The sequence below is a fragment of the Phytohabitans houttuyneae genome (assembly GCF_011764425.1).
Lineage (GTDB): Bacteria > Actinomycetota > Actinomycetes > Mycobacteriales > Micromonosporaceae > Phytohabitans > Phytohabitans houttuyneae.
This window is the reverse complement of the sequence record NZ_BLPF01000003.1, coordinates 132,942-159,435: the sequence shown is the minus strand read 5'-3', so window position 1 is coordinate 159,435 and position 26,494 is coordinate 132,942. Positions and strand designations below refer to the sequence as shown.

Genomic DNA, 26,494 nt, shown 5'->3' with positions numbered 1-26,494 from the left:
TCAGAAGAAGGACTTCACCGCGGCGACGACGCGGGCGAGCTGCTCGTCGGTCAGCTCCGGGTAGATCGGCAGCGACAGGCACTCGTCCGCCCACGCCTCGGTCAGCGGCAGGTCGCCGCGCTTGTGGCCGAGCGACGCGTACGCCGGCTGCAGGTGCAGCGGCACCGGGTAGTGCACGCCGGCGCCGACGCCCTGCTCCTTCAGGTGTGCGAGGAGCGCGTCGCGGCGGGCCGTACGCAGCAGCGCGTGGTGGAAGACGCTGCGGCGGTCCAGCGTCGCGGGCGGGAACCACAGGTCGCCGACCCCGGCCAGCTCGGCCTCGTAGGCCGCCATCAGCGCCACGCGCCGGGCGTTGTCCGCGTCGAGCGTCGTCAGCTTCGCCGACAGCACGGCCGCCTGGAGGGTGTCCATGCGGTGCGCGTACCCGATGATCTCGTGCTCGTACTTGGTGGTGCGCCCGTGGTCGCGCAGCTTGCGCACCGCGGCGGCGAAGTCGTCGTCGTTCGTGGTGATGGCGCCGGCGTCGCCGAAGGCGCCGAGGTTCTTGCCCGGGTAGAACGAGAAGCAGGCGGCGATCCCCCAGCCGCCGGCCCGCACCACGCTGCCGTCGGCCTTGAAAACGTCGGCGCCGTGCGACTGGGCGGCGTCCTCGATCAGCGGCACGCCGGCCGAGGCGGCAACCGCGGAGAGCTGCTCCAGGTCGGCGGGGCGGCCGTGGATGTCGACCGGCAGCACCGCGCGTACCCCGTCGATGGCGTCCTTGAGAGCGACCGGGTCCATCGCGCCGGTCTGCGGGTCGATCTCGACGAACCGCGGCGTCGCGCCCAGCCAGGTGATCGGCTCGGCGGTGGCGATGAACGTGTGCGCGGGCACCGCGACCACGTCGCCCGGGCCCACGCCCACGGCGGCGAGCGCCAGGTGCAGGGCGGCGGTGCCGGAGCCGACGCCGATCGCGTGCCGGGTGCCGCAGAAGGCCGCGAACTCGGCCTCGAACGCCTTCAGCTGCGGCCCCTGGATGAACGCCGTGCTCTCCACGACCTCGCGCATGCCGGCGTCGATCGCCTCCTTGTGGCGCAGGTAGGAGGCCTTGACGTCGACGAGCGGTACTGCGGTGGTCATCATGACTCCGATAGCGATGGGTTATGGGTGACAGGTGGGTAAGGAGCGTGGTCGAGCCCGGCGGGGCACAGCAGGTCGTCGATGGTCTTCACCTGCCGGCCGGCGTTGCCGACCACGACGGCGCCGGGGGCGACGTCCTTGGTGACGACGGCGCCGGCGCCGATGAGGGCGCGCTCGCCGATGTGGACGCCGGGCAGGATCGTGACGTTGGCGCCGATGCGCGCCGCGCGTCCGATGTGGACGCCCTTGATGCACTTGGACACGTCGGGGCAGCGCGGGAACGGCGCGTTGGTGAGGGTCACCCGCGGGCCGAGCCACGCATCGTCCTCCAGGACGGAGAACTCGGGCACGAAGCAGTGCGAGTGCACGCGTACCCGGTCGCCCATCCGGACGGTGTGCTCCACGACGGAGAGCGAGCCGACCGAGACGTCGTCGCCGATCGTCGTGTGCTCGCGGATCAGCACGTGGTGGCCGGTCTGGAACTTCGCGCCCGCGGTGACGCCGGCGTAGACCACGGTGTGGCTGCGCAGCCTGGCGCCGTCACCGAAGGCGGTCTTCTCGGAGGAAGGACCGGACCGGCCGATGATGCAGAACTCCTCGACCGTGGACCCCGCGCCGAGCACCACGCCCTCGGCGACGACAGAGAGTGGACTAACGCTCACCGGCTTCGACCTTCACCTGGGCGCCGCCGGCGCGCAGCGAGGCGTCGACGGCCTCGAGCACGGCCACGACGTCGACGCCGTTCCACCCGTCGGTGCGCGGGCGGGTGCCGGTGTCGGCGCACTCCAGGAAGTGGCGCAGCTCCACGCCGAGCGGCTCGGCCTTTTCCAGCTCGGGCACGGTGACGACGCCGTCGCGCAGGCGGTACTGCCACGCGCCGTACTCGTCCTCGAAGACCTTGTCCGCGCCCTTGTCGTACACGCGCAGCTTGGCGTCGGCGTCCATGTCGTCGTACACGAGCATCTGCTTGCTGCCCACGACGGTGGTGCGCCGGGTCTTCGACGGGTCGAGCCAGCTCACGTGCATGTGCGCGAGCACGCCGCCCGGGTACCCGACGGTGACGAACGCCACGTCCTCGACGTCCTTGTTCAGGTAGCGCGCACCCTCGGCGGCGGCCCACTCGGGGCGCTGGCCGACCAGGAAGTTGGCGATCGACACGTCGTGCGGTCCGATCGACCAGAACGCGTTGATGTCGCTCTGGATGCGCCCGAGGTTGAGCCGCTGCGAGTGCAGGTAGAGCAGGTCGCCGAACGCGTCCGCGTCGACGAGCTCCTTCATCTTGCGCACGGCCGGCACGTACTCGAAGGTGTGCCCGACCATCAGCACCCGCTCGCGCTGGTCGGCGAGGCGGGCCAGCGCCACCGCGTCGGCGCTGGAGAGCGCGAGCGGCTTTTCGACCAGGACGTGCTTGCCCGCCTCCAGCAGCCGCCGGGTGAGCGGCGCGTGGGTGGCCGCCGGCGTGGCGACCACGGCCATGCCGACCTCGGGGTCGTCGAGCACGGCGGCCAGGTCGTCGGTGACGGTCACGTTCGGGTACAGCCCGGCCGCCTTCGCAGCCCGCTCGGGCGACAGCTCGACCAGGTAGCGCCACCGGTCGCCGGCGTGGGCCTGCAGGTTGCGGGCCAGGTTGGGCCCCCAGTAGCCGAAGCCGACCAGTGCGACGGCATCACTCACGTTCTTCGGTCCTCTCGGGAATTGCCGGTGATCCCGAAGACACTAGCGTGCCACGCCGCCACCACACCCAGGCCAGGCCCAGGATGGTGAACAGCTGCGCGGGGAAGAGCGGATCCTCCAACGAGGGCGCCAGGCAGGCCACCAGGATGGCGAACATCATCGCGGCCGGCGCCCACCAGCCGAAGGGGTGCACCGCGAGGCCGCGCCGCCACACCGCCCGCACGATCGGTGCGATGAGCAGGAAGAGCCAGGCCAGGTACGCGAGGGCGCCGAGCGCGCCGGTCTCCACGAGCAGGTGCAGCCAGAAGGAGTCGACCTGCTTCTCGTTCGAGCCGTACAGCCGGAAGCCGTCGGGGCCGAAGCGGCTGTCCTGGTACCACAGCGGGTCGTGCTCGTACGCCACGATGCCACCGAACTGGCCCACGCCGTACCCGAGCAGCGGCCGCTTGAGCCACAGCTCGACACCCTGCTGGGCGTACAGGACGCGCACCTCGCGCTCCGGGATCTTCTCCCGGTCCTCGCCGCAGTCGGTCCGCGTCTCGACGCAGGCGTTGTCCGGCTCCTCGCCGCTGCCGAGGTTGAACGCGCTCGCCACACCGGCGAGGCGGCGGGCCAGCTCGGCCCGGTTTTCCGGGCTGACGGCGAGCTGGGCGGCGGCGAAGCCGAGCACCAGCGTGACGCAGATCGCGGCGGCGGCCCACTTGCCGCGGCGCAGTACGCAGATCACCGCGACGCCGGCGACGAAGCCGAGTGTCGACTCGCGGGACTGGGTCGCCGAGAGCGCGATGGTCAGCAGCAGGAACGCGGCCCACCACCGCCAGTGCACCTTCGTGCGCGAGGCCATGTACGCGAAGATGCCGAGCATCGTGAGCGCGAGCAGGTGGCCGAGGTGGTTGGGGTGGTCGAGCAGCGCGTGCGCCCGGTTGATCCGGGCCCACGTCATGTTGATCCAGCCGAGGTTCTGGTAGCTGGTCGGGCCGGCGAGGGTCTGCCAGATGGCGATCAGCGCGTTGAGGCCGACGACGACGCCCACGACGATGAGCACGGTGCGCACGCGCCTGCGGTCGGGGTCGGCGGCCCGCCACGCGTAGAAGACGATGGCGCCGCGCAGGTAGACCCAGCCGGACTCGCCGATCAGCCCGATCGGCGAGTCGCCGAACAGGCCGGCGAGCACCAGCACCACGCCGAGCACCACGATCGCGATGTCGGCCGGGGTGCGGAAGTCACGCCACCGCCGATCGACCGCGACCTTGAGGAAGGTGAGCCCGAGGAGCGCGAAATAGAGCCCGTTCTTCACCGTCTTGGGCCAGTCCGGCCCGTCGGCGAGCAGGTTGCCCTCGGCGTCCTCCACCGCTGTGGAGAGCTGGACCTGGATCCAGGTCTCGAAGAGCACCCACACCAGGAGGGTGCCCAGCAGCACCACCAGGGCGAGACCGAGCCAGCGACTCAGGCGGCCCGTCAGGTCCGTGCGGGGTGCGGTGCCCTCCACGAGCGAATCCGTTCGTGTTTGTGCAGAAAGCATCTGTGCCCCGTCATCCGTCCCGTTCCGTACCGCGCCGCGCGCCACTACACCCTCCGTCCCCATCGAGATGGTGAACCCCCGGTCACCTTAAGCCGTCCACCAATGGAAGCATCGCGCAGTAGGCGGATCTGGCCGCGAAGCACGAAAACGCCCACGATCAGGGCGAACGCTGCCGCGGCCGCCCGAGTAGCCGGATTGAGCCACTGATCTGCGACGGATGCCGCGATGAGCACGATCGCGACGAATCCGGCGGCTAACCCCACGGGGGCGACCCACGACATCCGGTGCAGCCGCCACGCCGTGACGACCGGGCCGCCGGCGGTCACCGCGGTGCCGCACAGGTACCCGAGTCCCACACCCGCGGCGCCCAGCGGCCCGCCCAGCGCGGCCACCACGGCGAGCCCGGTGATGAGCCCGGCGACCGCCGAGAGCACCGGCACGCGCACGTGCGCGCCGCTGGAGAGGGCGTTCACCGCGGGCACGGCGACGACCGCCAGGTACGTGGCGGCGAGCATCAGCCGCAGCACCTCGGCGCCGTCCGCGTACTCCCGGCCGCCGAAGAGGGTCAGGATCTCCGGCGCGACGAGGATCGCCACGGCGAACAGCGGCGCCAGCACCACCAGCAGCGCGCGGGTGGAGATGTCGGCCTGCCGGCGCACGTCGGCCACGTCGCCGGCGCCGTGCGCGCGGGCCATCGACGGGAAAAGCACGATGCCGAGCGCGCGCGGCAGGAAGTACGCGGGTGCGATGAGCGTGACCGCGGCCGCGAAGTACGCCACCTCCTGGCGGGTGGCGAAGTGGTTGGCCAGCAGCTGGGTGCCCTGCAGGAAGCCCTGCGAGCAGAGCGTGCCGACGCAGGCGAGCGCGACGAAGACGGCGATCTCGCGGGTGGCGGTGAACCGTTCCCTCGGGCCGCGGGTCAGCGGCCGCACCCGCCACCACGCGCCGATGGTGAACAGCGCGTAGCCGGCCGCGAGCGGAAGCAGATACACGGACCAGCCGGCGGCCACCACCAGCACCGTCGCCGCCAGCGCCAGGCCGGAGCAGGCCAGCTCCAGCCGGGTGTACGCGGGGATGAGGCCGAAGCCGTACAGGACGGACTTCTGCACGGAGTACGCCGAGAACGCGCAGCAAAGCGCCGCCACCTGGAACGTGTCCAGCCACCCGAGGTCGAACACGGCGGCGGCACCGAAGGCGGCGCCGAGGCTGATCGGGACCGCGCCGCACCAGCCCACCCGCACCAGCAGCCGGTGTACGCCCCGGGCCGCGGCGGCATCGTCCCGCCCCTGCTCGAACGGGATGAACTTGGACGCCGCGCTCGCCACGCCGGCGGGCAGCAGCAGGCTGCCGATCGTGGTGATGGCGATGAGCGTGCCGACGAGGCCGTACGTCTTCTGGTCCGTGGCCCGGCTCACCATGGCGCCGTGCAGGAGCCGGGTCAGGCCGAGGGCGACGAGTCCCGCCATGGAGAGCAACCCGGCGCGGACGATGCCGGGACGCGGCGGGGTGGCGGTCTCAACCACGCCTTGCGGTGAGGCGGTCGACGACCGCGAAGTAGAGCTTTTTCTGCTCGCTCCAGCGCAGGCCGGCCATGACCTCGCTGGCGCGGGCAGCCTGGGCCATCGCGCGGTCGGGGTCGCCGGCCAGCTCGCGCATGGCCTCGTGCAGGGTGTCCGGGCTGGCCGGGTCGACGTAGCGGACCGCGTCGTCCGGGAAGTAGCGGGAGATCACCGGGTTGCGGAACGTGATGACCGGGACGCCCAGCATCGCGTACTCCATCAGCTTGGTGGGGAGCACGCCGTCGGTCCACGGGTCGAGCTTGCTCGGCACGAGTCCGATGTGGACCTTTTCCAGCTCCTTGACGATCTCGGGGAGCGGGTAGAGCTTCGTGGGCAGGTCGACCGCGTCCGCGAGGCCGAGCGCCTCGGCGCGCGCGCCGAGCTCCTCCAGCCCGTCGCCGCTGCCGCGCACCTGCAGCCGCGCGCCGGGAAACTCGCCGCGCAGGCGGGCAAGCGCCTCGGTGGCCTCGACAAGGCCGTGGCGGGGTGCGACGAGGCCGTGGTAGCTGAACACGACCTCACCGGCCAGGTCCCAGCGCAGGGGCTCGGCGCGGGGGGTGAAGAGGCGCTCGTCGGGACAGTTCATGACCACGGAGACGGGGCGCTTGGTCCACTCCCGGATCTCGTCCGCGTACGGCTCGTGCACGGTCAGCACCTCGTGCGCGAACCGGAACGACGCCTTCTCCGACGCGGTGATGGCGCTGAGCACCTTGCTCTTGCCGGCGAACTTCGACGCGAACAGCTTCGAGGTCAGGTCGTGCACGTCGAGCAGCAGCGGGGTGCCGAAGAGCCGGGGCACGACCGCGGCGAAGACGAGTGCCTCCGGCATCGAGTGGGCCTGCACGAGGTCGAACGAGCGCGGCCGGGTGCTCAGCCAGCGGGCGGCGCGGGCGCTGAAGCCGCCGTAGAGCGACAGGTACGCCTTGGCGGAGCTGCCCCGGTACTTGCGGGTGGGCAGGTGCACGACCTTGACGCCGTCGACGACGTCGACCTCGGGGCGGCCGGGAGCGGCGAGGGCCACGACGGTCACCTCGTCACCGCGGGCGGCGAGCGCCTCGGCCTGGCGGCGCACGCGCGGGTCCGATTCGTACTCGCTCACCACGATCATGCCGATCCGCAGCGGGCGGCCCGGATCGCGCGTCGGTGGGGTGGCCTTCTCCGGTGCGGACAACGTCACGCGCCCGAGGATAGGTGCGGCACGCTCGCCTATCCTCGGGCGGGGGGCTCAGGCACCGATTCTTAACCTTTCGTTTACCTTACGGCTACCTTGGCCGGCGCGTGCTCACTTTCGGTAACCGGCCTCCTCCGGGAGCGGAACGCGATGAGCACCGCCGCCGCGCCGCCGAGCACGACCACGCCCGCCCAGCTCGCGGTCACGTGCATCGCGTCGACGAACGCCCGGTTCGCCGCGTCCGCCAGCTCCGGCCGGCCGAGCACACCGGCCGCGTGGCGGGTCGCTTCGGCGGAGGAGCCGGCCGAGTCCCGTACCCCCTCGGGAAGGCCGGCCAGCGCGGGCCCGACGCCGCCGCGGTAGCTGGTGGTCAGGATCGTGCCCAGCACCGCGATGCCGAGCACGCTGCCGACCTGGCGGATGGTGCTGGTGACCGCGGAGCCGGCGCCCATCCGTTCCGGCGGGAGGGCGGCGACCACCGCGGCGGTGACCGGCGCGACCGCCGCGCCCAGCCCGAGGCCGCTGAGCCCGCCCGCGACGCACCACCAGAACAGCGAGGTGTGCAGCCCGAAGGCGAGGTTGGCGGCGAAGGCGACCGCGACGGCGGCGAGGCCCGCACCGGCGACGACCGCGACGCCGAGGCGGCGGGCGAGATGCGTGCCGAGCGGGGCGCCCGCGATCACGCCGAGGGCGCCGGGGAGCGCGACGAGGCCGGCGTCCCACGCGGACATGCCACGCGCGCCCTGCAGATAGAAGGTGCCGAAGAACATCTGCCCGGTGACGCCGAAGAAGAGCGCGCCGAGGGCGAGGTTGCCGGCGGCGAAGCGCGGGTTGCGGAACAGCCGCGGGTCGAAGCTTGGCTGGGCGGCGCGCAGCTCAGCCACGACGAACGCGACGAGCAGCACGACTCCGGCCGCGATGGGCGCCCACACCCGCGCCTGTCCCCAGTCGGCGCTCTGGCCGCCCTCGATCAGCCCGTACGCCAGCCCGACCAGGCCGGCCGTGGACAGCACGAGCCCAGGCACGTCCACCCGCCGGCGGCTGGCGGCCTTCGGGTTGGGGACGGCGGCGAGCACGCCGGCCAGGGCGAGGGCGACGACCGGCACGTTCACCAGGAAGACCGCGCCCCACCAGAAGTGGTCGATGAGCAGGCCGCCGATGAGCGGGCCGCCGGCCACACCGACGCCGCTGGAGGCCGACCACGCGGCGATCGCGCCGGCCCGCCGCTGCGGCGGGAAGGTCACCCCGATGATCGCCATCGAGGACGGCATGATCATGGCGCCGCCCGCGCCCATCAGGCCGCGGGCCACGATGAGCTGCGTGGGGCTGCCCGCCCAGGCCGCCCACACGGAGGCCACGCCGAAGGCGGCCAGGCCCGCGACGAGCACCGTGCGGTGGCCGTACCGGTCGCCGAGCGCGCCCGCCGCGAAGAGCCCGGTGGCGAAGATCAGCGAGTACGAGCCGACGGCCCACTGCAGCTCCCCCGGTCCGGCACCGAGGCCGGCTGCCGGGTCGGCGAGGCGTTCGAGTGCGACGCCGAGGATCGTGGCGTCGAGCCAGATGAGCACGGCGGCGGTGACGAGGATCGCGAGGATCCGGGTATCCTTTGACAGGTTCCTGACGGTCACGGCAATGACTGTGGCAGGTCGTCAGGAACCTGTCAATCATCCTGCCTGTAGAGAATGGTGGCGTGACCTACGTACCCGGCACCGAGGGGTGCCTCAGCTTTCTCGTACGCCACGCGTGGCTGAGCATGCGCGGCGTGGTGGCCGAGGTGCTCGCGGCGCACGAGCTGTCGGTGGCGCAGTTCGGCTCGCTGATGCTGCTCGACGAGGAGCCCGGCATCACCGTCGCCGAGCTGGCCCGCAAGGTCTCCAGCACCCGCCAGTCGGCCAACGAGATGCTCGCCGGCATGGAGCGCGCCGGCATGCTCGAGCGCCAGCCCCACCCCACCGACCGCCGCGCCCAGCAGGTCTTCCTCACCGACGCCGGCCGCGAGCGGCTGCGTGCCGCCACGCCCGAGGTGTTCGCGGTGGAGGCGCGGCTGGAGGCGGAGTTCAGCGCGGCCGAGCGCGACGTCGTGCGCCGCTGGCTGAGCACGATGACGCAGGCCAGCGACGCCCACGGCGAGGAGATTCCGACCGGCTGACGCGGCTGTGACAGGCTGTGGCGCATGACCCTGCTTCTCGTGGACGCGCCGAGCCTGTACTTCCGGGCGTACTTCGGTATCCCCGAGTCCGCCGCCAAGGCCCCGACGGCACGCCGGTCAACGCCGTGCGCGGGTTCATCGACTTCATTGCCACGCTGATCCGCGGCCGCCACCCGGACCGGCTCGTGTGCGCGATGGACGCGGACTGGCGCCCGGCGTGGCGGGTCGAGCTGCTCCCGTCGTACAAGGCGCACCGCCTGGACGCGGGCGGCCCGCCCGGCGCCGAGATCGTGCCGGACACGCTGCAGCCGCAGGTCCCGCTGATCCTCGAGGTCCTGGAGGCGATCGGCATCCCCGCGCTCGGCGCCCCCGGCTACGAGGCCGACGACGTGCTGGGCACGCTCGCCACCACCCAGCCCGGCCCGATCGAGGTGGCCTCCGGCGACCGCGACCTCTTCCAGCTGATCGACGACGACAAGCCGGTCCGCCTGCTGTACTGCGGACGCGGCGTCGCCAAGCTGGAGGACTGCGACGACGCGGCCGTGCGCGCCAAGTACGGCGTACCGGCCGCCGCCTACGCCGACTTCGCCGCGCTGCGCGGCGACCCCAGCGACGGCCTGCCCGGCGTGCCCGGCGTCGGCGAGAAGACCGCCGCGCGGCTGGTCACCCGCTACGGCAGCCTGGACGGCATCCTCGCGGCACTCGACGACCCGAAGGCCGGCTTCGCGGCAGGCCTGCGCGGCAAGCTGGCCGCCGCCCGCGACTACCTGGCCGTGGCGCCGAAGGTGGTCGAGGTCGCCCGCGACATCCCGATCCCCGACTTCGACACGAGCCTGCCGACCGCGCCCGTGGACGCCGACCGGCTGCTGTCCCTGGCCGAGAAGTGGAACCTCGCCGGCTCCTGCAAGCGCCTGGTCGACGCCCTCGCACTCCCCCGCTGACCCCGCAGTTCTCCCGACACCGCCGTGCAGCCCTCGCAAGCCCGGCCGCACGAACGCGCCCACCGCCACCGCGGCGCGCACCCCGTGCTTCGGCAGGTCTTTCGAGGCGGGAGCGCGCGAGTCCGCCCTCGTCGCGGTCTGTGACTGTCGATCAGGCCTGCCCAAGGGCGAGTGGCGCGGACCGTGGCGGTGGGCTGAGGCCGTCGCACGCGGACGGTGAGGCCGCGGGAGCGACGGTCCGGACCACCGCGGACGTCGCGGTAGCTCGACAAATGCTTCGGGGTCTAAGGCGGGGGAAGGCGGCGGAATCCGAAAGCAGCGCGCCCTAGAGGCGGCGCGACGAGCTCGGGAAGTTGGTCCGGCGGGCGGCCAGGCCGTGCGGCGAGGGCGGCGGCTCGGGTGCTGGGGCGTTGGCGCGGTCGGCGAGGCGGGAGTCCATGTAGGCCAGGCCGGCGCGGTCCTCCTCGTTGGGGGCGGCGAGCACCGCGTAGATGAGGGCGATCGCGACGAGGATGACGGCCAGGATGATCGGTACGAGCAGGTTGGAGGCCGTGGCGCCGCTCGGGTCGCCGGGTGTGGGGTGATCGTGCGCGGACATCGAGGACATGCCGGTGAAGTGCATGCCGTTCACCGCGATGCCCATGACCAGCGCGGAGGCGATGATGGCGAGCGCGCCGCGCACGTTGACCACGAGCCAGAGGGCGACCGTGGCGGCGACCACCGCGATGGCGACCGAGAGGCCGACGCGCAGGGAGTCGTACTGGATCTCGGCGTCCACCCGCATGGCGGCCATGCCCGTGTAGTGCATGCCCGCTACGCCCAGGCCGGCGAAGATGCCGCCGAACACGATCTTGATGATCGAGGGGCGGCCAAGCGCGGCGATGAACAGGCCGATGCCCACGACCACGACCGCGATGACCGCGCTGGCCGCCGTCAGCGCGACGTCGTACCGGATCTGCTGCCCGACCACCGAGAAGCCGAGCATGGCCATGAAGTGCATGCTCCAGATCGCGGTGCCGCCGATCGCCCAGGCGGCCAGCATCAGCCACCAGGCGCGCTGGGCCGAGGTCTTCGCCTCGCGCACCCGCACAGCACAGGTCAGACCGAGCAGCGAGCCCAGCACCGAGAGCGCGTAGCTGAGTGTCGGCGTGATGAAGCCGTACTCAAAGTGGTGTATCTCCAACGTTCCGCCCGTCCCCCAAAGGCCCCTGCCAGCCAATACAGAGGCACATTCGCGTTTGCGATCATTAAGAGACGATCGGCGTTCTACAAGTGGACGGTCGGTCAAATGTCGGAACGTATCCAGAAAACTACGAAACGGCGTTGTACGCGAGCACGCCGCGGTTGACCGCGCCCATCGCCGCGCGGGCCGTTTCGCGCAGCTGGGAGCTCGAGGAGGCGGCCTCGGCGATCTGGCCGAGCAGGTCGACCACCTGGCGCGCCCACCGCACGAAGTCGCCGGCCGGCATCTCGCCGTCCAGGTTGTGGCCGCTGGCCAGCACCTTCGCGAGGTCCTCGCCACGCGCCCAGCGGTAGACCGGCCACACGAAGCCGAGGTCGGGCTCGCGGGTCAGGTCGAGCCCGCGGGACGCCTCGTCGGCCTCCAGCTCCGCCCAGATCTTTATCGTCGCGTCGACCGCGTCGGATATCTGACCGCGCGGCACCGAGGCGCGCTCGTCGCCCTCGCGGCGGGCCTCGTAGAGCACCACGGAGACCGCCGCCGCCAGATCCGCCGCGGGCAGCCCGTCCCACACGCCGCGGCGCAGGCACTCGGCGACGAGCAGGTCGGCCTCGGTCCAGATCCGAGCGAGCATGCGCCCGGCGTCGGTGACCTCACCGGCCGGCGTGAGGTACCCCGGCTGGTCAGCAGGTCGCACACGTTGTCGAACGTCCTCGCCAGCGACCCCGTCCGCCCGGCCACCTTTTCGCGCAGCTGCTCGTTGTCGCGCCGCAGCCGGTGGCGGCGCTCGGCCCACCGGGCGTGCTCCTCCCGCTCCGGGCAGGCGTGGCACGGGTGCTGCCGCAGCTCCACCCGCAGCAGCGCCAGCTCGTGGTCCTCGCCGTTGCCGCCCTTGGAGCGCGACCGCCGCCCCGCGTTTCGGTCCAGGCCGGTCGCCGTCACCTGCGCGGCAAGGTCGCGCCGCGCCGCCGGCGAGCGGTGGTTGAAGTGCTTCGGCACCCGCACGCGGGCCAGCACCTCGGCCGGCGCGGTGAAGTCGGCCGGCGTGACCCGCCCGGCCCACCTGTCCTGGGTGAGCACCAGCGGGCGGGGCTCGCCGAAGCCACCCACGCCCGGGTCGAGCACCACGGCGAGGCCGGAGCGGCGGCCGGAGGGCACGCGGACGACGTCGCCGACCCGCAGCCGCTCCAGCGAGCGGATCGCCTCGGCGCGGCGCTGGCTGCTCCCCTGCCGCGCCAGCGCGCGCTCGCGGTCGGCGATCGCCACGCGGAGCGCGAAGTACTCGTCGAAGTCGCCCTGGTGGCAGCGCACCTCGTTGCCGTACGCCTCGATGGTCTCGGCGTTGCGCTGCACCTGCCGCGCCAGGCCGACGACCGACCGGTCCGCCTGGAACTGGGCGAACGACGACTCCAGCAGCTCCCGCGCCGGCGCCGCGCCGACCGTGCCGACGAGGTTGGCCGCCATGTTGTACGACGGGCGGAAGCTGGACTTCAGCGGGTACGTGCGGGTGGAGGCGAGCCCGGCCACGTGCCGCGGGTCGACCTCCGGCGCCCACACCACGACCGCGTGCCCCTCCACGTCGATACCACGGCGGCCGGCGCGGCCGGTCAGCTGCGTGTACTCCCCCGGCGTCAGGTCGACGTGCGCCTCGCCGTTGAACTTCACCAGCCGCTCCAGCACCACGCACCGGGCCGGCATGTTGATGCCGAGGGCGAGCGTCTCGGTGGCGAAGACGGCCTTGACGAGGCCGCGCACGAAGAGCTCCTCGACGACCTCCTTGAACGCGGGCAGCAGCCCGGCGTGGTGTGCCGCCAGGCCCCGCTCCAGGCCGTCGAGCCACTCCCAGTAGCCGAGTACCTGCAGGTCACCGCCGGGTATCGCGGCCATCCGGGCCTCGGCGACGCGGCGGATCTCGGCCCGCTCGTCCGGCGTGGTCAGGCGCAGCCCCGCATGCAGGCACTGCTGCACCGCGGCGTCGCAGCCGGCCCGGCTGAAGATGAACAGGATCGCCGGCAGCAGCCCTTCGCGGTCGAGGCGCTCGACGATGTCGGCGCGCAGCGGACCCCGCCAGCGCCGCCCGCCGCGGCCGCCCCGGCCAGGCGTGTAGCCGTCGGTCATCTCCAGGCGGCGCAACTGCTCCCGCGAGTAGCGCAGCAGCTCGGGGTGCACGTCGTGCTTGCGGGCCGCGTCGGCGTCGTGGAACAGGTCGAACATCCGCCGCCCGACCAGCATGTGCTGCCACAGCGGCACCGGCCGGTGCTCGCTGACCACGACGGCCGTCTCGCCCCGCACGGTGACCAGCCAGTCGGCGAACTCCTCCGCGTTGGAGACGGTCGCCGACAGGGAGACGAGCGTCACCGAGGCGGGCAGGTGGATGATCACCTCTTCCCACACGGCGCCGCGGAAGCGGTCGGCGAGGTAGTGCACCTCGTCCATCACCACGTACGCCAGGCCTTCCAGAGTGGACGAGCCGGCGTACAGCATGTTGCGCAGCACCTCGGTCGTCATCACGACCACGGGAGCGTCGCCGTTGATGGCGTTGTCGCCGGTCAGCAGCCCGACCCGCTCAGCGCCGTAGCGCTCCACCAGGTCGTGGTACTTCTGGTTGGACAGCGCCTTGATCGGCGTGGTGTAGAAGCACTTGCGCCGCAGGCCGGGCGTCGACAGGGCGAGGTGCACGGCGAACTCGCCGACCACCGTCTTGCCCGCCCCGGTGGGGGCGCAGACGAGCACCCCGCTGCCCCGTTCGAGCGCCTCGCACGCCTCCCGCTGGAAATCATCAAGATCGAATCCGAGGTCGAGGGCGAAGTCGTCAAGCGCTGGAAAACCTGAGGACTCTTCGGCCCGTCGGCGCGCCGCGGCGTACCGCTCGGCGGGGCTGCTCATGCCCATAATTTATCCTGCCCGTACACCGGCGTTCAGGTCGCGCCACGAGTGGGCCGGCTTACCGGACCAACCGGGCGACTCGGTAGGGTCACGGACGTGCCGGACCAGACCGCCCTCCCCGACTCCCGACCCGCCAGATCGCCACTTTCGGCGGTGCTCTTCGACTTCCACGGCACACTGGCGCAGGTCGAGGACCCGGTGGACTGGGTGCGGGCGGCGGCGGAGGAGTGCGGCGTCACGCTCGACCGCGGCCGGGCCACCGTGCTGGCCGACCGCCTGGTGACGGCCGGGCGGGCCGGCGGCCCCGTGCCGCACCGGGTGCCGCCACACCTGGCCGAGGCGTTCGCCGACCGCGACCTGTACGAACACGCCCACCGGGCGGCGTACGTCGGCCTGGCCGAGACCGTCGCCTCGGGCGTGGAGGGGTTCGAGGAGGCCCTCTACGGCCGCCTGCTGCGCCCCGAGGGCTGGGTGCTCTACGCGGACACGGCCGGCACGCTCTCGGCCCTCAAGGAAGCCGGCATCCCGGTCGCGGTGGTCAGCAACATCGGCTTCGACATCCGCCCGCTCTTCGACGCCTGGGGCTTCACCGGCCTCGTCGACGCCTACATCCTGTCGTACGAGGTCGGCCGCACCAAGCCCGACCCCGCGATCTTCCTGCGCGCGTGCGGCGCCCTGGGCGTGGAGCCCGAGCGCGCCCTGATGGTCGGCGACACCCCGGCGGACGCGGGCGCCGTGCGGGCCGGTCTGGCCGCGCTGGTGCTGCCCGCCGCGGACCCCGGCAAGTGCAACGGGCTGGCCGCCGTCCTGGACCTCACCGCGCCCTAACCCCCTTTTCCAGCAGAGGGCTACCGCGACGCCCGCCGTGGTCCGGACCGTCGCTCCCGCGGCCTCACCCTCCGCGCTCGCGCCAGCTCACCCCAGGGCCTGCGGCCGGCTTGCGCCGCGCCGCCTGAATCGGCGCCGTCGTACGGGCCCGGTGGCCCTCGCACGGGCCTCGACGACAGTCCGGGCCGCCGGTGCCAGGCTGTCCGCGGTTGCGGGTCGAGCACGGCGCCCGCTGTGCACAGCGGGCGTCTCGCAGCGGGCCGGCTGTGCGGCGGCGTCCGGAAAGCGGACGCGAGGTGTCCCCTATTGGGGAAGTAGAGGTTTTCGGTGCGTGGCGATCGTGGTGCGCATCGGCCCTCCCAGGGGCAAATCGGTACCACGATCTGTTTGCGGCGAGCCTGGCTTGGACACGGGCGAGCACAAGCCTGAGCCCTCGGCACAGCGGGGCGCCATCCACAGGACGGCCTACGGCCGCCGGCAGAGCGGGGCCGCGGCCGGGCCTGCCCGCGGGGGTCACCGCCGCCGGCCTCTGGAGCTGGGCGCACCGCTGCGCCCAGCTCCGGATCTCTGTGCGCCACCGCGCCGCCCCTGCGCTCCGCCGCCCGCCGCTCCGCCACCGCGCTCCGCCCTGCCGCCGCGCTCCGCCCTGCCGCCGCGCGCCGCCCTGCCGCCGCGCGCCGCCCTGCCGCCGCGCGCCGCCCTGCCGCCGCGCGCCGCCCTGCCGCCGCGCGCCGCTACGGCCCCGCCGCCGCGCGCCGCTACACCTCGCCGCCGCGCGCCACCGCGCTCCGCTCCGCCGCCGCGTTGCCGCAGCGCCGTGCCATGAGTGACATTCGGGCGGCCGCGACCACCCCGCAAATCGGGTGTGTGACGCGGCGGGTGAGGCCGCGGGAGCAACGGTCTGGACCACCGCGGACGTCGCGGTAGCCCTCAGCTGTCAGGTGAGCAGGCGGACCGCGCCCGGGACGGCGGTGATCGTGACCGGGAGGGGGAAGGCGCGCTCACCGTCCGCGTACGTCGTGATGCCCTCGGCCTCGATCTCGACGGTGCGCGCCCGATAGGTGTGCACCTGCGGGTGCTCGACGTGCGTGCCCTTGTAGGTCTTGCCCTTCAGGCGCACCAGCGTGGCGCGGCTGACGTCGCCGAGCACCACGTCGAGCAGGCCGTCGGTGGGCACGGCCGAGGGGACGATGCGGATGCCGCCGCCGTAGCTGGCGCAGTTGCCGACCGCGAGCAGCACCGCCCGGCGGACCTGCTCCTCGCCGTCCAGCCGCAGCGTGTACCGCCGGGCCTTGAGCCGCAGCAGCTCGACGAAGATGGCCAGGTCGTAGCGGCGCGGGCCGCGTGGCCAGCGCATCCTGTTGGCCCGCTCGTTGACCACGGCGTCGAAGCCGGCGGCGAGGACCGCGCCGTACCACATCGGGGCGCGCCCGGGCCCGGTCAGCCGCGCCAGGTCGATCGGCCGGGTGCGGGCGGCCTTGATCGCGCCGGCGATGGCGGCGGCCGCGGCGATCGGCTCGGCCGGGACGCCGGTCTCGACCGCGAAGTCGTTGCCCGTGCCGGCGGGCACCGCGCCGAACGGCACGTCGGTGCCGGCCACCGCCTGCAGCGCGAGGTGGACGGTGCCGTCGCCGCCCACGGCCACGAGCGCGGCCGCGCCGCCGGCGACCGCGCTGTGGCACGCCGCCTGGGCCTCCTCGCGGGTACGGGCGTCGAGCAGCCGCACCGGCAGGTCGGCCTCGGCGAGCCGGTCGAGCACGGGCGCGAGCAGGTCGCGGTGCCGCCCGCGCCCGGCCTCCGGGTTGCACAGCACGGCGATGTCCCCGGTCATGACGGTCTGCCGGACATCAGGTGGTCTCGTCGAAGCGGCGCTCGATCGGCAGCGGCGCCGGCACGGGCGCCACGGCTTCGAGCGGCTCACCGGCCTCCACCGCGTCCGCGTCGTACTCCAACGGGGATGCCTCGTCGTCGTCCAGCCCGGCGAAGGTCTCCTGCCGGCGGCGCTTGCGCCGGTCGTTGACGAACGCCACGCCGACCGCCGCGAAGTACAGCACGCACAGGCACAGGGCCAGCGCCGTCATGCCGAACGGGTCGGGGGTGGGTGTGGCAATCGCCGAGAACGCGAAGAACGCGAAGATTGCGACGCGCCACCAGCTGAGCAGGCGTTTCGCGCTCGCCAGGCCGACGAGGTTGAGCATCAGGATGATCAGCGGGAACTCGAACGCCACCCCGAAGATCAGGATCAGGTTGGTGACGAACCCGAAGTACCGGCTGACCTCGAGCGTCGTCTGGATGTTTTCCGGCCCGATGTTGAGCAGGAACTCCAGGCCGGTGTGCACCACGAAGAAGGCCAGGAAACCGCCGGCCGCGAAGAGCGGGGCGGCGATCGCGGCGAACGCGTACGCGTACCGCCGCTCGTGCCGGTGCAGGCCGGGCGCGATGAACGCCCACAGCTGGTACAGCCAGATCGGTCCGGCGACGATCAGGCCGAGCCAGAGCGAGATGCGCAGCTGCAGCAGCAGCACGTCGGCCGGCCCGAGCTGCAGCAGCATGCACTTGCCGGAGACCGGGTCCTTGGACTGGGGCAACGCGCAGTACGGGTTGTCCATGATGTCCATCACCCAGTTGGACATGGCGAACCCGACGATGAAGCCGATGAGGATGCCAAGGGAGGCGCGGAACAAGCGCGTGCGCAGCTCGCGCAGGTGCTCGATCAGGGTCATCGAGCCGTCAGCGGCGCGCTCGAAATTGCTCGGACCGCGCCGCAGGAGGGAGAACGCCACGGGGAGCGCCGAGGATCAGGAAACGTCGCGGGTGCGCTGCACCGGGTCGACAACCGGCGGCGCGGCCGGGCGCTGCTCCGTCGACGACGGCGGCAGCGGCTGGCGGCCGTGCTGCGCGTCCGCCTTTTCGGCGAGGTCGCGCTCGTCGTCGTCGGTCAGGTGCTTGGTCTCGGCCTTGATGATCCGCAACGAGCGGCCCAACGACCGAGCCGCGTCGGGCAACCGCTTCGCGCCGAAGAGGAGGACCAGCACGACCACGAGTACAGCGATATGCCACGGCTTGAGGGCGCCCATGGAAAGCTCCAGTTGCTGATCGTCGTGAGGACTGTCGAGCCCTATCGTACGTGCGTCTGGCGGAGACCCGTCAACGGCCGCGCGGCCCTGACTTGACCTTGATCAGAGCGAGCCGCTCCTGCGTGATCTCGGCCTTGAGCCGCAGCGTGTCCGCCTCCTGGGCCAGCGAGAGCGCCGCTGACCGCAGGTTTTCCACCTCAGCCTGCCGGCGCAGCAGCGTCATCGCGGCCCGCCGCAGCGGCCCCAGCCGCCCCATCAGCGAAGCCGCCGACAACACCAGCACCAGCAGCCCCACCAGCACCGCTGCCAACACGACCCACAGGACCACGATCGTCAACTGTACTGGTCGAGCGCCGCACCCGCCTGCTGGCGCACCCGCTCGACCAGATCGACCGGTGCCACCACAGTGGCGTCCGGTCCCAGTCCGAGCACGAAACGCTGCGCCCACGCCAGGTCTGCCACCCGCAGCGAGACAAGCCACTCCTCGCCGTCGGGGCGCACGTCCTCGCACGGGTAGTACTCGGTGATCCACCGGCCGCCGCGCCCCACCCGCAGCGTGACCAGCGGCAGCTCGGGACCCGGCTGGTACACCCCGCCGCTCACGTCGTGCAGCCGCACCTCGCCCGGGAGGCGGGCCGGCTCGTCGAGCTCGGTCAGCGCGTCGATCCGGTCGGCCCGGAACAGCCGCACCGCCTCGGCCCGGCGGCACCACGCCTCCAGGTAGGCCCGGCCGGCGACCACCAGCACCCGGATCGGGTCGACCACCCGCTCGGTCAGCTCGTCGCGGGTCGCCGTGTAGTACGTGATCCGCAGCGCCCGCCGCCGCTCCACCGCACCGCGCAGCGTGTCGAGGCGATCGGCGTTGCCGGGCAGCCGCACCTCGACCGGCGCGCTGGTCAGGTCACCGGCGGCGCTCTCCAGCTTGGCGAGCGTGCGCTCGATCGCGTCGCGGTTGGCCATGCCGGGCGTCTCGGCGAGCATCCGCAACGCCACGACCAGCGCCAACGCCTCGTCGGGCGTGAGCCGGAGGGGACGGTCGATGCCCGCGTCGTACGTGATCGTGACACGGTCGCCGTCGAACGCCATGTCGATCAGGTCGCCCGGCCCGTACCCCGGAAGCCCGCACACCCACAGCAGCTCCAGGTCTTCGCGCAGCTGCTTGTCGCTCACACCCAGCTCGGCCGCGGCCTCGGCGAGCTCGATGCCGGGGCGGGCCAGCAGGTACGGCACGAGGTTGAGCAGGCGCCCCAGCCGGTCGGCGGAGGCCCGGGACGGCGCCGTCATCGTGCGCTCACCGACGCCGCCTCGTGGCGGGTGGCGATCTCCTTGAGCCGCTGGATGACGGCCTCACGCACCTCGGGCGGGTCGAGCACGCGCACGTCCGCGCCATATCCCACCAGGGAGGCGGCGAAGCTCTCCGCGTCGCCGAACGGCAGCACGAGCTTGTCTCCGTCGCCCGTCGGCTCGACCTCGCGGGCCCAGCGGCGCAGCCCCGCCGCGCGGCCGGGACGCACCAGCACGGTCGCCCGCCCGGTGCGCTCCACCGGACCGGACCAGCGGGCCACGTGGCTGATGAGGTCGACGCCGGTGGGCGGCTCGTACGCACCGGGCTTGCCGGTCAGCCGCACCTGCCCCACGATCCGGGACAGCCGGAAGCAGCGGGTGGCCTCGCGGTCGAGGTCGTGGCCCACCACATACCACCGGCCGCGCCAGCAGACCACGCCCCACGGCTGCAGCCGGCGGCTGGTCGGGCCGTCGCCCTCCGGCACCCGGTAGTCGAAGGCCACCGTGCGGCGGTCGCGGGCGGCGGTGGTGAGCGGCGCGAACGCCGGGTCGACGGTGACCACCGGCTCCACGCCGAGCGTCGCCGACGGGTCGATGTCGATGCCGGCCGCACGAAGCTTGGCCAGGCCGGACGAGGCGGCCGCCGCGAGGCCCGCGTGCCGCCACAGCCGCGCGGCGATGCCCACCGCGGCGGCCTCGTCGGGCTCGAGCTGGATGTCGGGCAGCGCATACTCCCGGGCGGCGATCCGGTAGCCGGGCTCGGCGTCGAAGACGCTCGCGGTGCCCGTCTCCAGCGGCACGCCCAGCTCCCGCAGCTCCGCCTTGTCGCGCTCGAACTTGCGCTGGAACGCCTCGTGGTCGCGCGGGTCGTCGGGGTTGTGCTCGTAGCCCGGCACGGTGGCGGCGATCTGCGCGGCGGTCAGGAACCGCCGCGTCGAGAGAAGGCAGATCACCAGGTTTACCAGGCGCTCCGTCCGTGACCGCGACACGCACACGACTCTAGCCTCATTCGCACGCCCGTACGGCCTCCCCCACGCCGCGTCGCCCGGACGGTTTCGTCCGGGTGAGGCACAATCTGCACGTGTCGGACAGCCGCCCCACACCGCTGCCCTCGGACCTCAACGCGCGCCTGGCCGAGGGCGGGGCCGAGTCGGAGAGCGTCGGCACCGTCATCGTCGCCGGCATCGCCAACCTCGCGATCGCCGCCGCCAAGCTGGCCGCGGGCCTCATCTCCGGCTCCGCGGCGATGATGTCGGAGGCCGCCCACTCGCTCGCCGACACGACGACGGAGGTGCTGCTCTTCACCGCGCTGCGGCGCGGCGTGCACCCGGCGGACGAGCGGCACCCCTTCGGGTACGGCAAGGAGAGCTACGTCTGGGCGTTCCTCGCGGCGCTGTTCACGTTCGTGGCGGGGGCCGGCTTCTCCATCACGCACGGTGTGCACACGATCCGCTCGGGTGAGCACAGCGGCGAGTACCTGGTGGCCTACGTGGTGCTGGCCGTCTCGTTCGTCATCGAGGGCATCTCCCTGACCCGCGCGGTGCGGCAGGTCCGCAACTCGGCGCGGCGGTGGCGGGTCACCCCGGCCCGCTTCCTGCGGGTGACCCCGGACACCACCATCAAGGCCGTCTTCCTGGAGGACAGCGCCGCGCTGGTCGGCCTGCTGCTGGCCGGCGCCGGCCTCGGCCTGTCCCAGGCCACCGGCGACGAGATGTGGGACGGCCTGGCGTCCGTCGCGATCGGCCTGCTGCTGCTGGTCGCCGCCACCACGCTCGCCCGCAGCAACATCTCGCTGCTGGTCGGCCGCGCCGCCACCCCGCGCATCCGCCGGATGATCGAGGAAGAGCTCGCCGAGATCCCCACCGTCGAGCGCATCGAGACGCTCCTGACGATGCAGCTGGGGCCTACCGAGGTCCTGGTCGCCGCGAAGGTCGACTTCGCCGACGACGCCACCGGCGCCGACATCGAGGCCGCCGCCGACGAGGCCGAGCGCCGCCTGAGGAGCCGGTACGCCGGCATCCGGTACGTCTTTCTCGACCCCACAAGGCGCCGTGGTTAGGTGACGTCCATGAGCGTAGGCGTGGTTCGGTGGCGTTCCGGCGTGGTCGCGTCCCTCGGTCGTAGCTGGAACGGCGTCCGCACGCTGGAGGTGCTCGTCGGCTCCGCACCGGTCCGCGCGCTGGCCTACCCCGCCCTCGTCGGCGAGCCGGCGGTGGGCGACCGGGTCCTGCTCAACGTCGGCGCCCTGGAGATGGGCCTGGGCACCGGCGGGTACGCGCTGGTGGTCGCCCTCCCCGACCGCCTGCCGCCCGATCCCCCGGCGCCCGCCACGCGCGAGTCCGGCCACCTCGTGAAGGCCCGCTACACGCCGCTGCAGGCGATCGTGCTCGGCGTCGACGAGGAGGCCTCGCCGCACCGCGCGGTCATGGAGTCCGCCGACTCGATCGACGGCATGCCGGTCGTGGTGGCGGACCTGCACTCCGCGCTCCCGGCGGTGCAGGCCGGCATCGGGCCCGGCCCTTCGGTCGCCTACGTCATGACCGACGGCGGCGCGCTGCCCGCGTGGTTCTCCCGCACGCTCGACGGCCTGCGGGGCCACCTCGCCGGCACGGTCACGGTCGGCCAGTCCTTCGGCGGCGACCTGGAGGCCACCACCGTCCACAGCGGACTGCTGGCCGCACGGCACGTACTCCGCGCGGACGTCACGGTGGTCGCACAGGGACCGGGCAACCTGGGTACCGGCACCGCGTGGGGATTCAGCGGCGTGGCCGCCGGCGAGGCGGTGAACGCGGCCGCGGTGCTCGGCGGCCGCCCCGTGGCCTCCCTGCGCCTGTCCGACGCCGACCCCCGCCCGCGGCACCGGGGGATCTCGCACCACAGCCTGACGGCGTACGGCCGGGTCGCCCTCGCGCCGGCGGACGTGGTCCTGCCCACTCCCCTGCCGTTTGCCGTCGAGGACGCGCTGGAGACACTGTCGGCCCGCCACCGGATCGTCCACGTGGCGGTGGACGGCCTGGAGGCAGCACTCAAGGCCTCGCCGGTGCCACTGTCCACAATGGGCCGCGGCCTGGACGCCGACCCGTGGTACTTCCTCGCCGCCGCCGCGGCCGGTCGCCACGCGGCGGCCCTGCTGTCGTAGCGCGCGCGGGCGGGTGTGATGTGCCCGGGTCTTTAAGAAATGACGATCAGGCCGATCCAGGCGGCCAGGAAGACGCCGAGGATCAGGGCGAGCACCCACGTGGGCACGCTGTACTCGCCGCGGCGGTTGCGGGAGATCTCGTCGGCGATCTTCTGCTTGCGCCGCTGGACGAGGCCGGGCTTACGGGGTGGAGGGGAGGCATCAGTCATGGCGGTACCAAGTCTCACATGCTGGCGATCAGCCGCTCCACCCGCTCGTCGTACGCGCGGAACGGGTCCTTGCACAACACCGTGCGCTGCGCCTGGTCGTTCAGCTTCAGGTGCACCCAGTCGACGGTGAAGTCGCGGCGCTTCTCCTGCGCGTGACGGATGAACTCGCCGCGCAGCCGGGCCCGCGTGGTCTGCGGCGGGGTCTCCTTCGCCTCGAAGATCTCCAGGTCGGTGGCCACGCGGTCGACCTGGCCGCGCCGCTCCAGCAGCCCGTAGAGACCGCGGCCGCGGCGCAGGTCGTGGTAGGCGAGGTCCATCTGGGCGACCCGCGGGTGCGAGAGCGGCAGGTCGTGCTTCTCCTGGTACCGCTCGATCAGCTTGAGCTTGCTCACCCAGTCGATCTCGCGGGACACCGGCTCGAGGTCGCCGGTCTCGACCGCGCGCAGCACCCGGCCCCACAGCTCGACCACGCGCTTGGCGGTCTGGTCGCCGCCGCGGCGCTCGACGAACTCGGTGGCCTTCGCCAGGTACTCCTGCTGGATCTCCAGGGCGCTGACCTCCTTGTTGGAGGCCAGGCGGACCTTGCGGCGGCCGGTGACGTCGTGCGAGACCTCGCGGATGGCCCGGATCGGGTTTTCCAGCGACAGGTCGCGCATCACCACGCCGGCCTCGATCATGCGGAGCACGATGTCGGCGCTGCCGACCTTGAGGAGGGTGGTGACCTCGTTCATGTTCGAGTCGCCGACGATCACGTGCAGCCGGCGGTACCGCTCGGCGTCCGCGTGCGGCTCGTCCCGGGTGTTGATGATCGGGCGGCTGCGCGTGGTGGCCGAGGAGACGCCCTCCCAGATGTGCTCGGCCCGCTGGGACAGGCAGTAGACGGCGCCGCGCGGGGTCTGCAGCACCTTGCCGGCGCCGCAGATCAGCTGCCGGGTGACCAGGAACGGGATGAGCACGTCCGCCAGCCGGCCGAACTCGCCGTGCCGGGAGACGAGGTAGTTTTCGTGGCACCCGTACGAGTTGCCGGCGGAGTCGGTGTTGTTTTTGAACAGGTAGATCTCGCCGGCGATGCCCTCGTCGTGCAGCCGCTTCTCGGCGTCGACCAGCAGGCCCTCCAGGATCCGCTCACCGGCCCGGTCGTGCGCGACGAGGTCGGCGACGGAGTCGCACTCGGGCGTGGCGTACTCCGGGTGGGAGCCGACGTCCAGGTAGAGCCGGGCCCCGTTGCGGAGGAAGACGTTACTGGAACGCCCCCACGACACCACCCGGCGGAACAGGTAGCGGGCCACCTCGTCCGGGGACAACCGCCGCTGCCCGCGGTAGGTACAGGTGACGCCGTACTCGGTCTCGAGCCCGAAGATTCGTCGTTCCATGCCTACCCCGCTCCGCCGCTCGGCGCTCGTCCGCCGTCGGACGCAATGCCCGTAGCCTCACGGCTCCCGCTCATGAACAGACACTAGCCGTCCGAAGGCCCGGAACGTCACTCCTGACGCAAGGTTTCGGCGTACTCGCGGCACGTGTCGTACGACGGCAAGATCCCGTCGGCCCGCGCCTGCGCCAGGCTCGGCGCCGCCTCGTCCCGCGGGGACAAGATCGGCACCTCGGCCGGCCACTCGATGCCGAGCTCGGGGTCGAGCGGGTTGACCGTGTGCTCAGCCGTCGGGTTGTACGTGCTGGAGCACAGGTACACGAACTCAGGCTCGTCGGTCAGCGCGCAGTAGCCGTGGCCGATCCCCTCGCTGAGGTACACCGCCTTGCGGTCCACGTCGTCCAGGCGGACCCCCTCCCACCTGCCGAAAGTGGGCGAGCCGACCCGGATGTCCACGATCACGTCGACGACCGCGCCGCGCGTGCACGTCACGTACTTGGCCTGGCCGGGCGGCACGTCGGCGAAGTGGATGCCGCGCACCACGCCGCGCGCCGAGATGGAGAGGTTGGCCTGCGCCAGGTTGAGCGGGTGCCCGACCACCTCGGCGAGGCGATCGAAGCGGTACCACTCCAGGAAGGCGCCACGCGCGTCGGAGTGCTGCTGGGGCGTGATCTCCCACGCGCCCTCGATGCTGAGCGGCCGGATCTTCATGACGGGAACCGCGCCACGGTGACGAACTCGTTGTACGTGAAGAGCTTGCCCATGAACCGCGGGAACGGGAACGAGTACTGCTTCTCCACGGTCAGCCCCAGGTCGCGGCACATCGCGGCCGCCTCGGCGAAGCCCACGAAGCGCACGTGGGTGGCGTCGCTGGCGTACCCCCGCTCCTGCGGGGTGATGAAGACCGCCTTGCCGCCCGGCCTCACGCAGGGCAGGTACGACTCGACGACCTTGCGGGCCTGCTCCTCGGGCATGTGCTCCAGCAGGTGGGCGGCGAGCATCGAGTCGAACGTCGCGGCGCGGTCGGTCTCGAAGAACTCGTTGATCGTGTACGCCTCGAAGCCCTGCGACCGCGCGACCTCGACGGAGGTCGGGTTGTGGTCGACGCCCACCCCGTTTCCGCCGAGGTGGGCGAGGTTGCGACCCAGGCCGCAGCCCACGTCGAGGGTGCGCCCGAGCTTGAGGCGGCGGATGTTCCACCGGTACGGACGCTGGACGTCGAGGACCTGCTTCCACCGGGCGCCGGTCACCTTCTGGAGCCGGTCGGTGTAGTCGGCACCCTGGGTGCTCGGCTTCTCCTGCTGCACGGGCGGTAAGCCTGTCAGACCAGGCCAGCGGACCGCAACCGGGCACGCCTAGACATGGTCGACCTCGTCCTCCGTACCCTCGGTCACCGCGGCGGCCAGCAGGTCGCCGAGCAGCGGGGCGAACTTGAACAGATTGTCACCGTACACAGCCGTGAACGGCCCGCGCCGGCGCAGGTGGAACCCGTCGCCGAGCTCGGCCATCGTGGTGCAGTACAGCTCGTCCAGGACCGCCGGCTCCACCCCGTCGAGGTGATCGCGCACGTACGCCAGCACCGCCTCGCGGGACACGCGGGTGGCCTCGTCCCGCCCCGCCTCCCAGGCGATGGCCGCGTAGTCGAGCAGGCCGCCGACCACCCACCGGCCGGGCCCGGCCATGTGCTGGTACGTGCCCATGCGGCCGGGGCTCTGGTCGATCCAGCTGCGCAGCGGCCCGGTCCGGGTGGTGGCGAACGTGAAGCGCACGTGGTGCGCCAGCACCGCCGGCGTGTAGATGCCCACCCGCGCGGCCAGCGGCGAGGTGCCCGCGCCGGCCGCGATCAGCACCGCGTCGACGTCGAGCGGGCCGCCGGAGGTGTAGACGCGGGCGCCGGTGCCCCGCTCCTCCAGCCCGTACACGGTGGCGATCCGCAGCGCGCCGCCCACCCGGCCGGCGAGGTGGCTCCCGGCGCCCTCGGCGTCGATCACGCCGCCGGTCGGATCGTGCAGGATCACGTCCGGCGCGCGCCGGACCGGCAGGCCGAGGTCGGGCCAGTCGGAGCCGGCGACCGTGTACGGCGCGGCGGCCTTGCGCATCGCCGCCGTCCACTCCAGCGTGGTGGCGCCACTGACCAGGCAGCCGACGTCCCGGACCAGCGGCCGCCCGGCGGCTTCGCTCCAGCGCGCCCAGCCGGCGCGGGCGTCCCGGGCGAGCGCGACGAGGTCGGCGCTGCCGTGTGCCAGGCGGAAGATCCGCGACGAGCCGGTGGACCGCTCGGCCATGGGTCCGGTCCGCTCCAGGCACACCGCGTCGACGCCGCGGTCGAGCAGCGCGGCGGTGGCTGACAGCCCGACGACTCCGGCGCCGACGACCGCGACCCTCAT

23 protein-coding genes and 2 pseudogenes are annotated in these 26,494 nt (G+C 72.7%); 5 read left to right on the top strand and 20 right to left on the bottom strand.

Annotated elements, in window-relative coordinates; translation table 11 throughout:
- From Phou_RS35710 to Phou_RS35680, 7 genes are all read right to left on the bottom strand, one after another.
- Window positions 1-1,119, bottom strand: coding sequence for a DegT/DnrJ/EryC1/StrS family aminotransferase (locus tag Phou_RS35710; protein WP_173065412.1), 1,119 nt, complete (start codon window positions 1,117-1,119; stop codon window positions 1-3).
- Entirely contained in the window at window positions 1,119-1,781 is a 663-nt protein-coding gene (locus Phou_RS35705) for an acyltransferase (RefSeq protein ID WP_173065409.1), read from the bottom strand. The genes Phou_RS35710 and Phou_RS35705 overlap by 1 nt, the downstream gene beginning before the upstream one ends.
- Window positions 1,771-2,793 carry a Gfo/Idh/MocA family protein gene (locus Phou_RS35700; RefSeq protein WP_173065406.1) on the bottom strand — a complete coding sequence of 341 codons (1,023 nt, stop codon included), beginning with the start codon at window positions 2,791-2,793 and terminating at the stop codon, window positions 1,771-1,773. The genes Phou_RS35705 and Phou_RS35700 overlap by 11 nt, the downstream gene beginning before the upstream one ends.
- Window positions 2,786-4,282, bottom strand: a complete 1,497-nt coding sequence (locus Phou_RS35695) for an O-antigen ligase family protein (RefSeq protein WP_173065403.1) — start codon at window positions 4,280-4,282, stop codon at window positions 2,786-2,788. Before Phou_RS35695 ends, Phou_RS35700 begins: the two co-directional genes overlap by 8 nt.
- Before the next feature lie 77 nt (window positions 4,283-4,359).
- Window positions 4,360-5,838, bottom strand: a complete 1,479-nt coding sequence (locus tag Phou_RS35690; protein ID WP_173065400.1) for a lipopolysaccharide biosynthesis protein — start codon at window positions 5,836-5,838, stop codon at window positions 4,360-4,362.
- Window positions 5,831-7,051: a glycosyltransferase gene (locus Phou_RS35685; protein WP_173065397.1), complete on the bottom strand. Its 1,221-nt coding sequence runs from the start codon at window positions 7,049-7,051 to the stop codon at window positions 5,831-5,833. Before Phou_RS35685 ends, Phou_RS35690 begins: the two co-directional genes overlap by 8 nt.
- A gap of 74 nt (window positions 7,052-7,125) precedes the next feature.
- A complete protein-coding gene (locus tag Phou_RS35680) occupies window positions 7,126-8,673 on the bottom strand; it encodes an MFS transporter (protein ID WP_246274121.1) in 1,548 nt (515 codons plus the stop codon).
- 62 nt (window positions 8,674-8,735) lie between these two features.
- Here Phou_RS35680 and Phou_RS35675 point away from each other — a divergent pair, with 62 nt between their 5' ends.
- Both Phou_RS35675 and Phou_RS35670 read left to right on the top strand, forming a co-directional pair.
- A complete protein-coding gene (locus Phou_RS35675; protein WP_246274120.1) occupies window positions 8,736-9,194 on the top strand; it encodes a MarR family winged helix-turn-helix transcriptional regulator in 459 nt (152 codons plus the stop codon).
- 24 nt (window positions 9,195-9,218) lie between these two features.
- Window positions 9,219-10,135 (top strand): annotated as a pseudogene (locus Phou_RS35670) (5'-3' exonuclease).
- Window positions 10,136-10,460: 325 nt separating this feature from the next.
- On the opposite strand, the gene Phou_RS35665 reads toward Phou_RS35670, so the two are convergent.
- A complete protein-coding gene (locus Phou_RS35665) occupies window positions 10,461-11,318 on the bottom strand; it encodes an MHYT domain-containing protein (protein WP_173065393.1) in 858 nt (285 codons plus the stop codon).
- A 127-nt stretch (window positions 11,319-11,445) separates the two neighbouring features.
- A pseudogene (locus Phou_RS35660) lies at window positions 11,446-14,201 on the bottom strand (DEAD/DEAH box helicase).
- Between the two features lie 96 nt (window positions 14,202-14,297).
- On the opposite strand from Phou_RS35660, the gene Phou_RS35655 reads away from it, so the two are divergent.
- On the top strand, window positions 14,298-15,029 hold the full coding sequence (locus Phou_RS35655; protein WP_173065390.1) for an HAD family hydrolase: 732 nt from the start codon (window positions 14,298-14,300) through the stop codon (window positions 15,027-15,029).
- Window positions 15,030-15,966: 937 nt separating this feature from the next.
- Here Phou_RS35655 and Phou_RS35650 read toward each other — a convergent pair.
- The 6 genes from Phou_RS35650 to Phou_RS35625 form a co-directional block, all read right to left on the bottom strand.
- On the bottom strand, window positions 15,967-16,860 hold the full coding sequence (locus tag Phou_RS35650) for a diacylglycerol kinase family protein (protein ID WP_173065387.1): 894 nt from the start codon (window positions 16,858-16,860) through the stop codon (window positions 15,967-15,969).
- Window positions 16,861-16,876: 16 nt separating this feature from the next.
- A complete protein-coding gene (gene tatC / locus Phou_RS35645; protein WP_173065384.1) occupies window positions 16,877-17,812 on the bottom strand; it encodes a twin-arginine translocase subunit TatC in 936 nt (311 codons plus the stop codon).
- A gap of 15 nt (window positions 17,813-17,827) precedes the next feature.
- Window positions 17,828-18,106, bottom strand: a complete 279-nt coding sequence (gene tatA / locus Phou_RS35640; protein WP_173065381.1) for a Sec-independent protein translocase subunit TatA — start codon at window positions 18,104-18,106, stop codon at window positions 17,828-17,830.
- Between the two features lie 70 nt (window positions 18,107-18,176).
- Window positions 18,177-18,434 (bottom strand): hypothetical protein, encoded by a 258-nt coding sequence (locus Phou_RS35635; RefSeq protein WP_173065378.1) that lies wholly within the window; start codon window positions 18,432-18,434, stop codon window positions 18,177-18,179.
- 5 nt (window positions 18,435-18,439) lie between these two features.
- Complete coding sequence (locus Phou_RS35630) at window positions 18,440-19,390, bottom strand: helix-turn-helix transcriptional regulator (RefSeq protein WP_173065375.1); 951 nt, start codon at window positions 19,388-19,390, stop codon at window positions 18,440-18,442.
- Complete coding sequence (locus Phou_RS35625) at window positions 19,387-20,379, bottom strand: helix-turn-helix transcriptional regulator (RefSeq protein WP_173065372.1); 993 nt, start codon at window positions 20,377-20,379, stop codon at window positions 19,387-19,389. The genes Phou_RS35630 and Phou_RS35625 overlap by 4 nt, the downstream gene beginning before the upstream one ends.
- A 140-nt stretch (window positions 20,380-20,519) precedes the next feature.
- Here Phou_RS35625 and Phou_RS35620 point away from each other — a divergent pair, with 140 nt between their 5' ends.
- Together Phou_RS35620 and Phou_RS35615 are read left to right on the top strand one after the other, a co-directional pair.
- Entirely contained in the window at window positions 20,520-21,449 is a 930-nt protein-coding gene (locus tag Phou_RS35620; RefSeq protein ID WP_173068770.1) for a cation diffusion facilitator family transporter, read from the top strand.
- Between the two features lie 21 nt (window positions 21,450-21,470).
- Window positions 21,471-22,529: a DUF3866 family protein gene (locus Phou_RS35615; protein WP_173068768.1), complete on the top strand. Its 1,059-nt coding sequence runs from the start codon at window positions 21,471-21,473 to the stop codon at window positions 22,527-22,529.
- A gap of 32 nt (window positions 22,530-22,561) precedes the next feature.
- Here Phou_RS35615 and Phou_RS35610 read toward each other — a convergent pair whose 3' ends face one another.
- From Phou_RS35610 to Phou_RS35590, 5 genes are all read right to left on the bottom strand, one after another.
- On the bottom strand, window positions 22,562-22,738 hold the full coding sequence (locus Phou_RS35610; RefSeq protein WP_173065369.1) for a hypothetical protein: 177 nt from the start codon (window positions 22,736-22,738) through the stop codon (window positions 22,562-22,564).
- Window positions 22,739-22,752: 14 nt separating this feature from the next.
- Window positions 22,753-24,111, bottom strand: coding sequence for a Pup--protein ligase (gene pafA / locus Phou_RS35605; protein WP_173065366.1), 1,359 nt, complete (start codon window positions 24,109-24,111; stop codon window positions 22,753-22,755).
- Window positions 24,112-24,218: 107 nt separating this feature from the next.
- Complete coding sequence (rfbC, locus tag Phou_RS35600) at window positions 24,219-24,818, bottom strand: dTDP-4-dehydrorhamnose 3,5-epimerase (protein WP_173065363.1); 600 nt, start codon at window positions 24,816-24,818, stop codon at window positions 24,219-24,221.
- Window positions 24,815-25,414 (bottom strand): class I SAM-dependent methyltransferase, encoded by a 600-nt coding sequence (locus tag Phou_RS35595; RefSeq protein WP_173065360.1) that lies wholly within the window; start codon window positions 25,412-25,414, stop codon window positions 24,815-24,817. The genes rfbC and Phou_RS35595 overlap by 4 nt, the downstream gene beginning before the upstream one ends.
- Before the next feature lie 48 nt (window positions 25,415-25,462).
- Window positions 25,463-26,494, bottom strand: a complete 1,032-nt coding sequence (locus Phou_RS35590; RefSeq protein WP_173065357.1) for an FAD-dependent oxidoreductase — start codon at window positions 26,492-26,494, stop codon at window positions 25,463-25,465.

What these genes read in the sequence shown, in the direction of transcription:
- Phou_RS35710 (WP_173065412.1), bottom strand. Translation starts at nt 1,119, where the DNA reads ATGACCACCGCAGTACCGCTCGTCGACGTCAAGGCCTCCTACCTGCGC.
- Phou_RS35650 (WP_173065387.1), bottom strand. Translation starts at nt 16,860, where the DNA reads ATGACCGGGGACATCGCCGTGCTGTGCAACCCGGAGGCCGGGCGCGGG.
- tatA (WP_173065381.1), bottom strand. Translation starts at nt 18,106, where the DNA reads ATGGGCGCCCTCAAGCCGTGGCATATCGCTGTACTCGTGGTCGTGCTG.
- Phou_RS35630 (WP_173065375.1), bottom strand. Translation starts at nt 19,390, where the DNA reads ATGACGGCGCCGTCCCGGGCCTCCGCCGACCGGCTGGGGCGCCTGCTC.
- Phou_RS35610 (WP_173065369.1), bottom strand. Translation starts at nt 22,738, where the DNA reads ATGACTGATGCCTCCCCTCCACCCCGTAAGCCCGGCCTCGTCCAGCGG.
- pafA (WP_173065366.1), bottom strand. Translation starts at nt 24,111, where the DNA reads ATGGAACGACGAATCTTCGGGCTCGAGACCGAGTACGGCGTCACCTGT.
- rfbC (WP_173065363.1), bottom strand. Translation starts at nt 24,818, where the DNA reads ATGAAGATCCGGCCGCTCAGCATCGAGGGCGCGTGGGAGATCACGCCC.
- Phou_RS35590 (WP_173065357.1), bottom strand. Translation starts at nt 26,494, where the DNA reads ATGAGGGTCGCGGTCGTCGGCGCCGGAGTCGTCGGGCTGTCAGCCACC.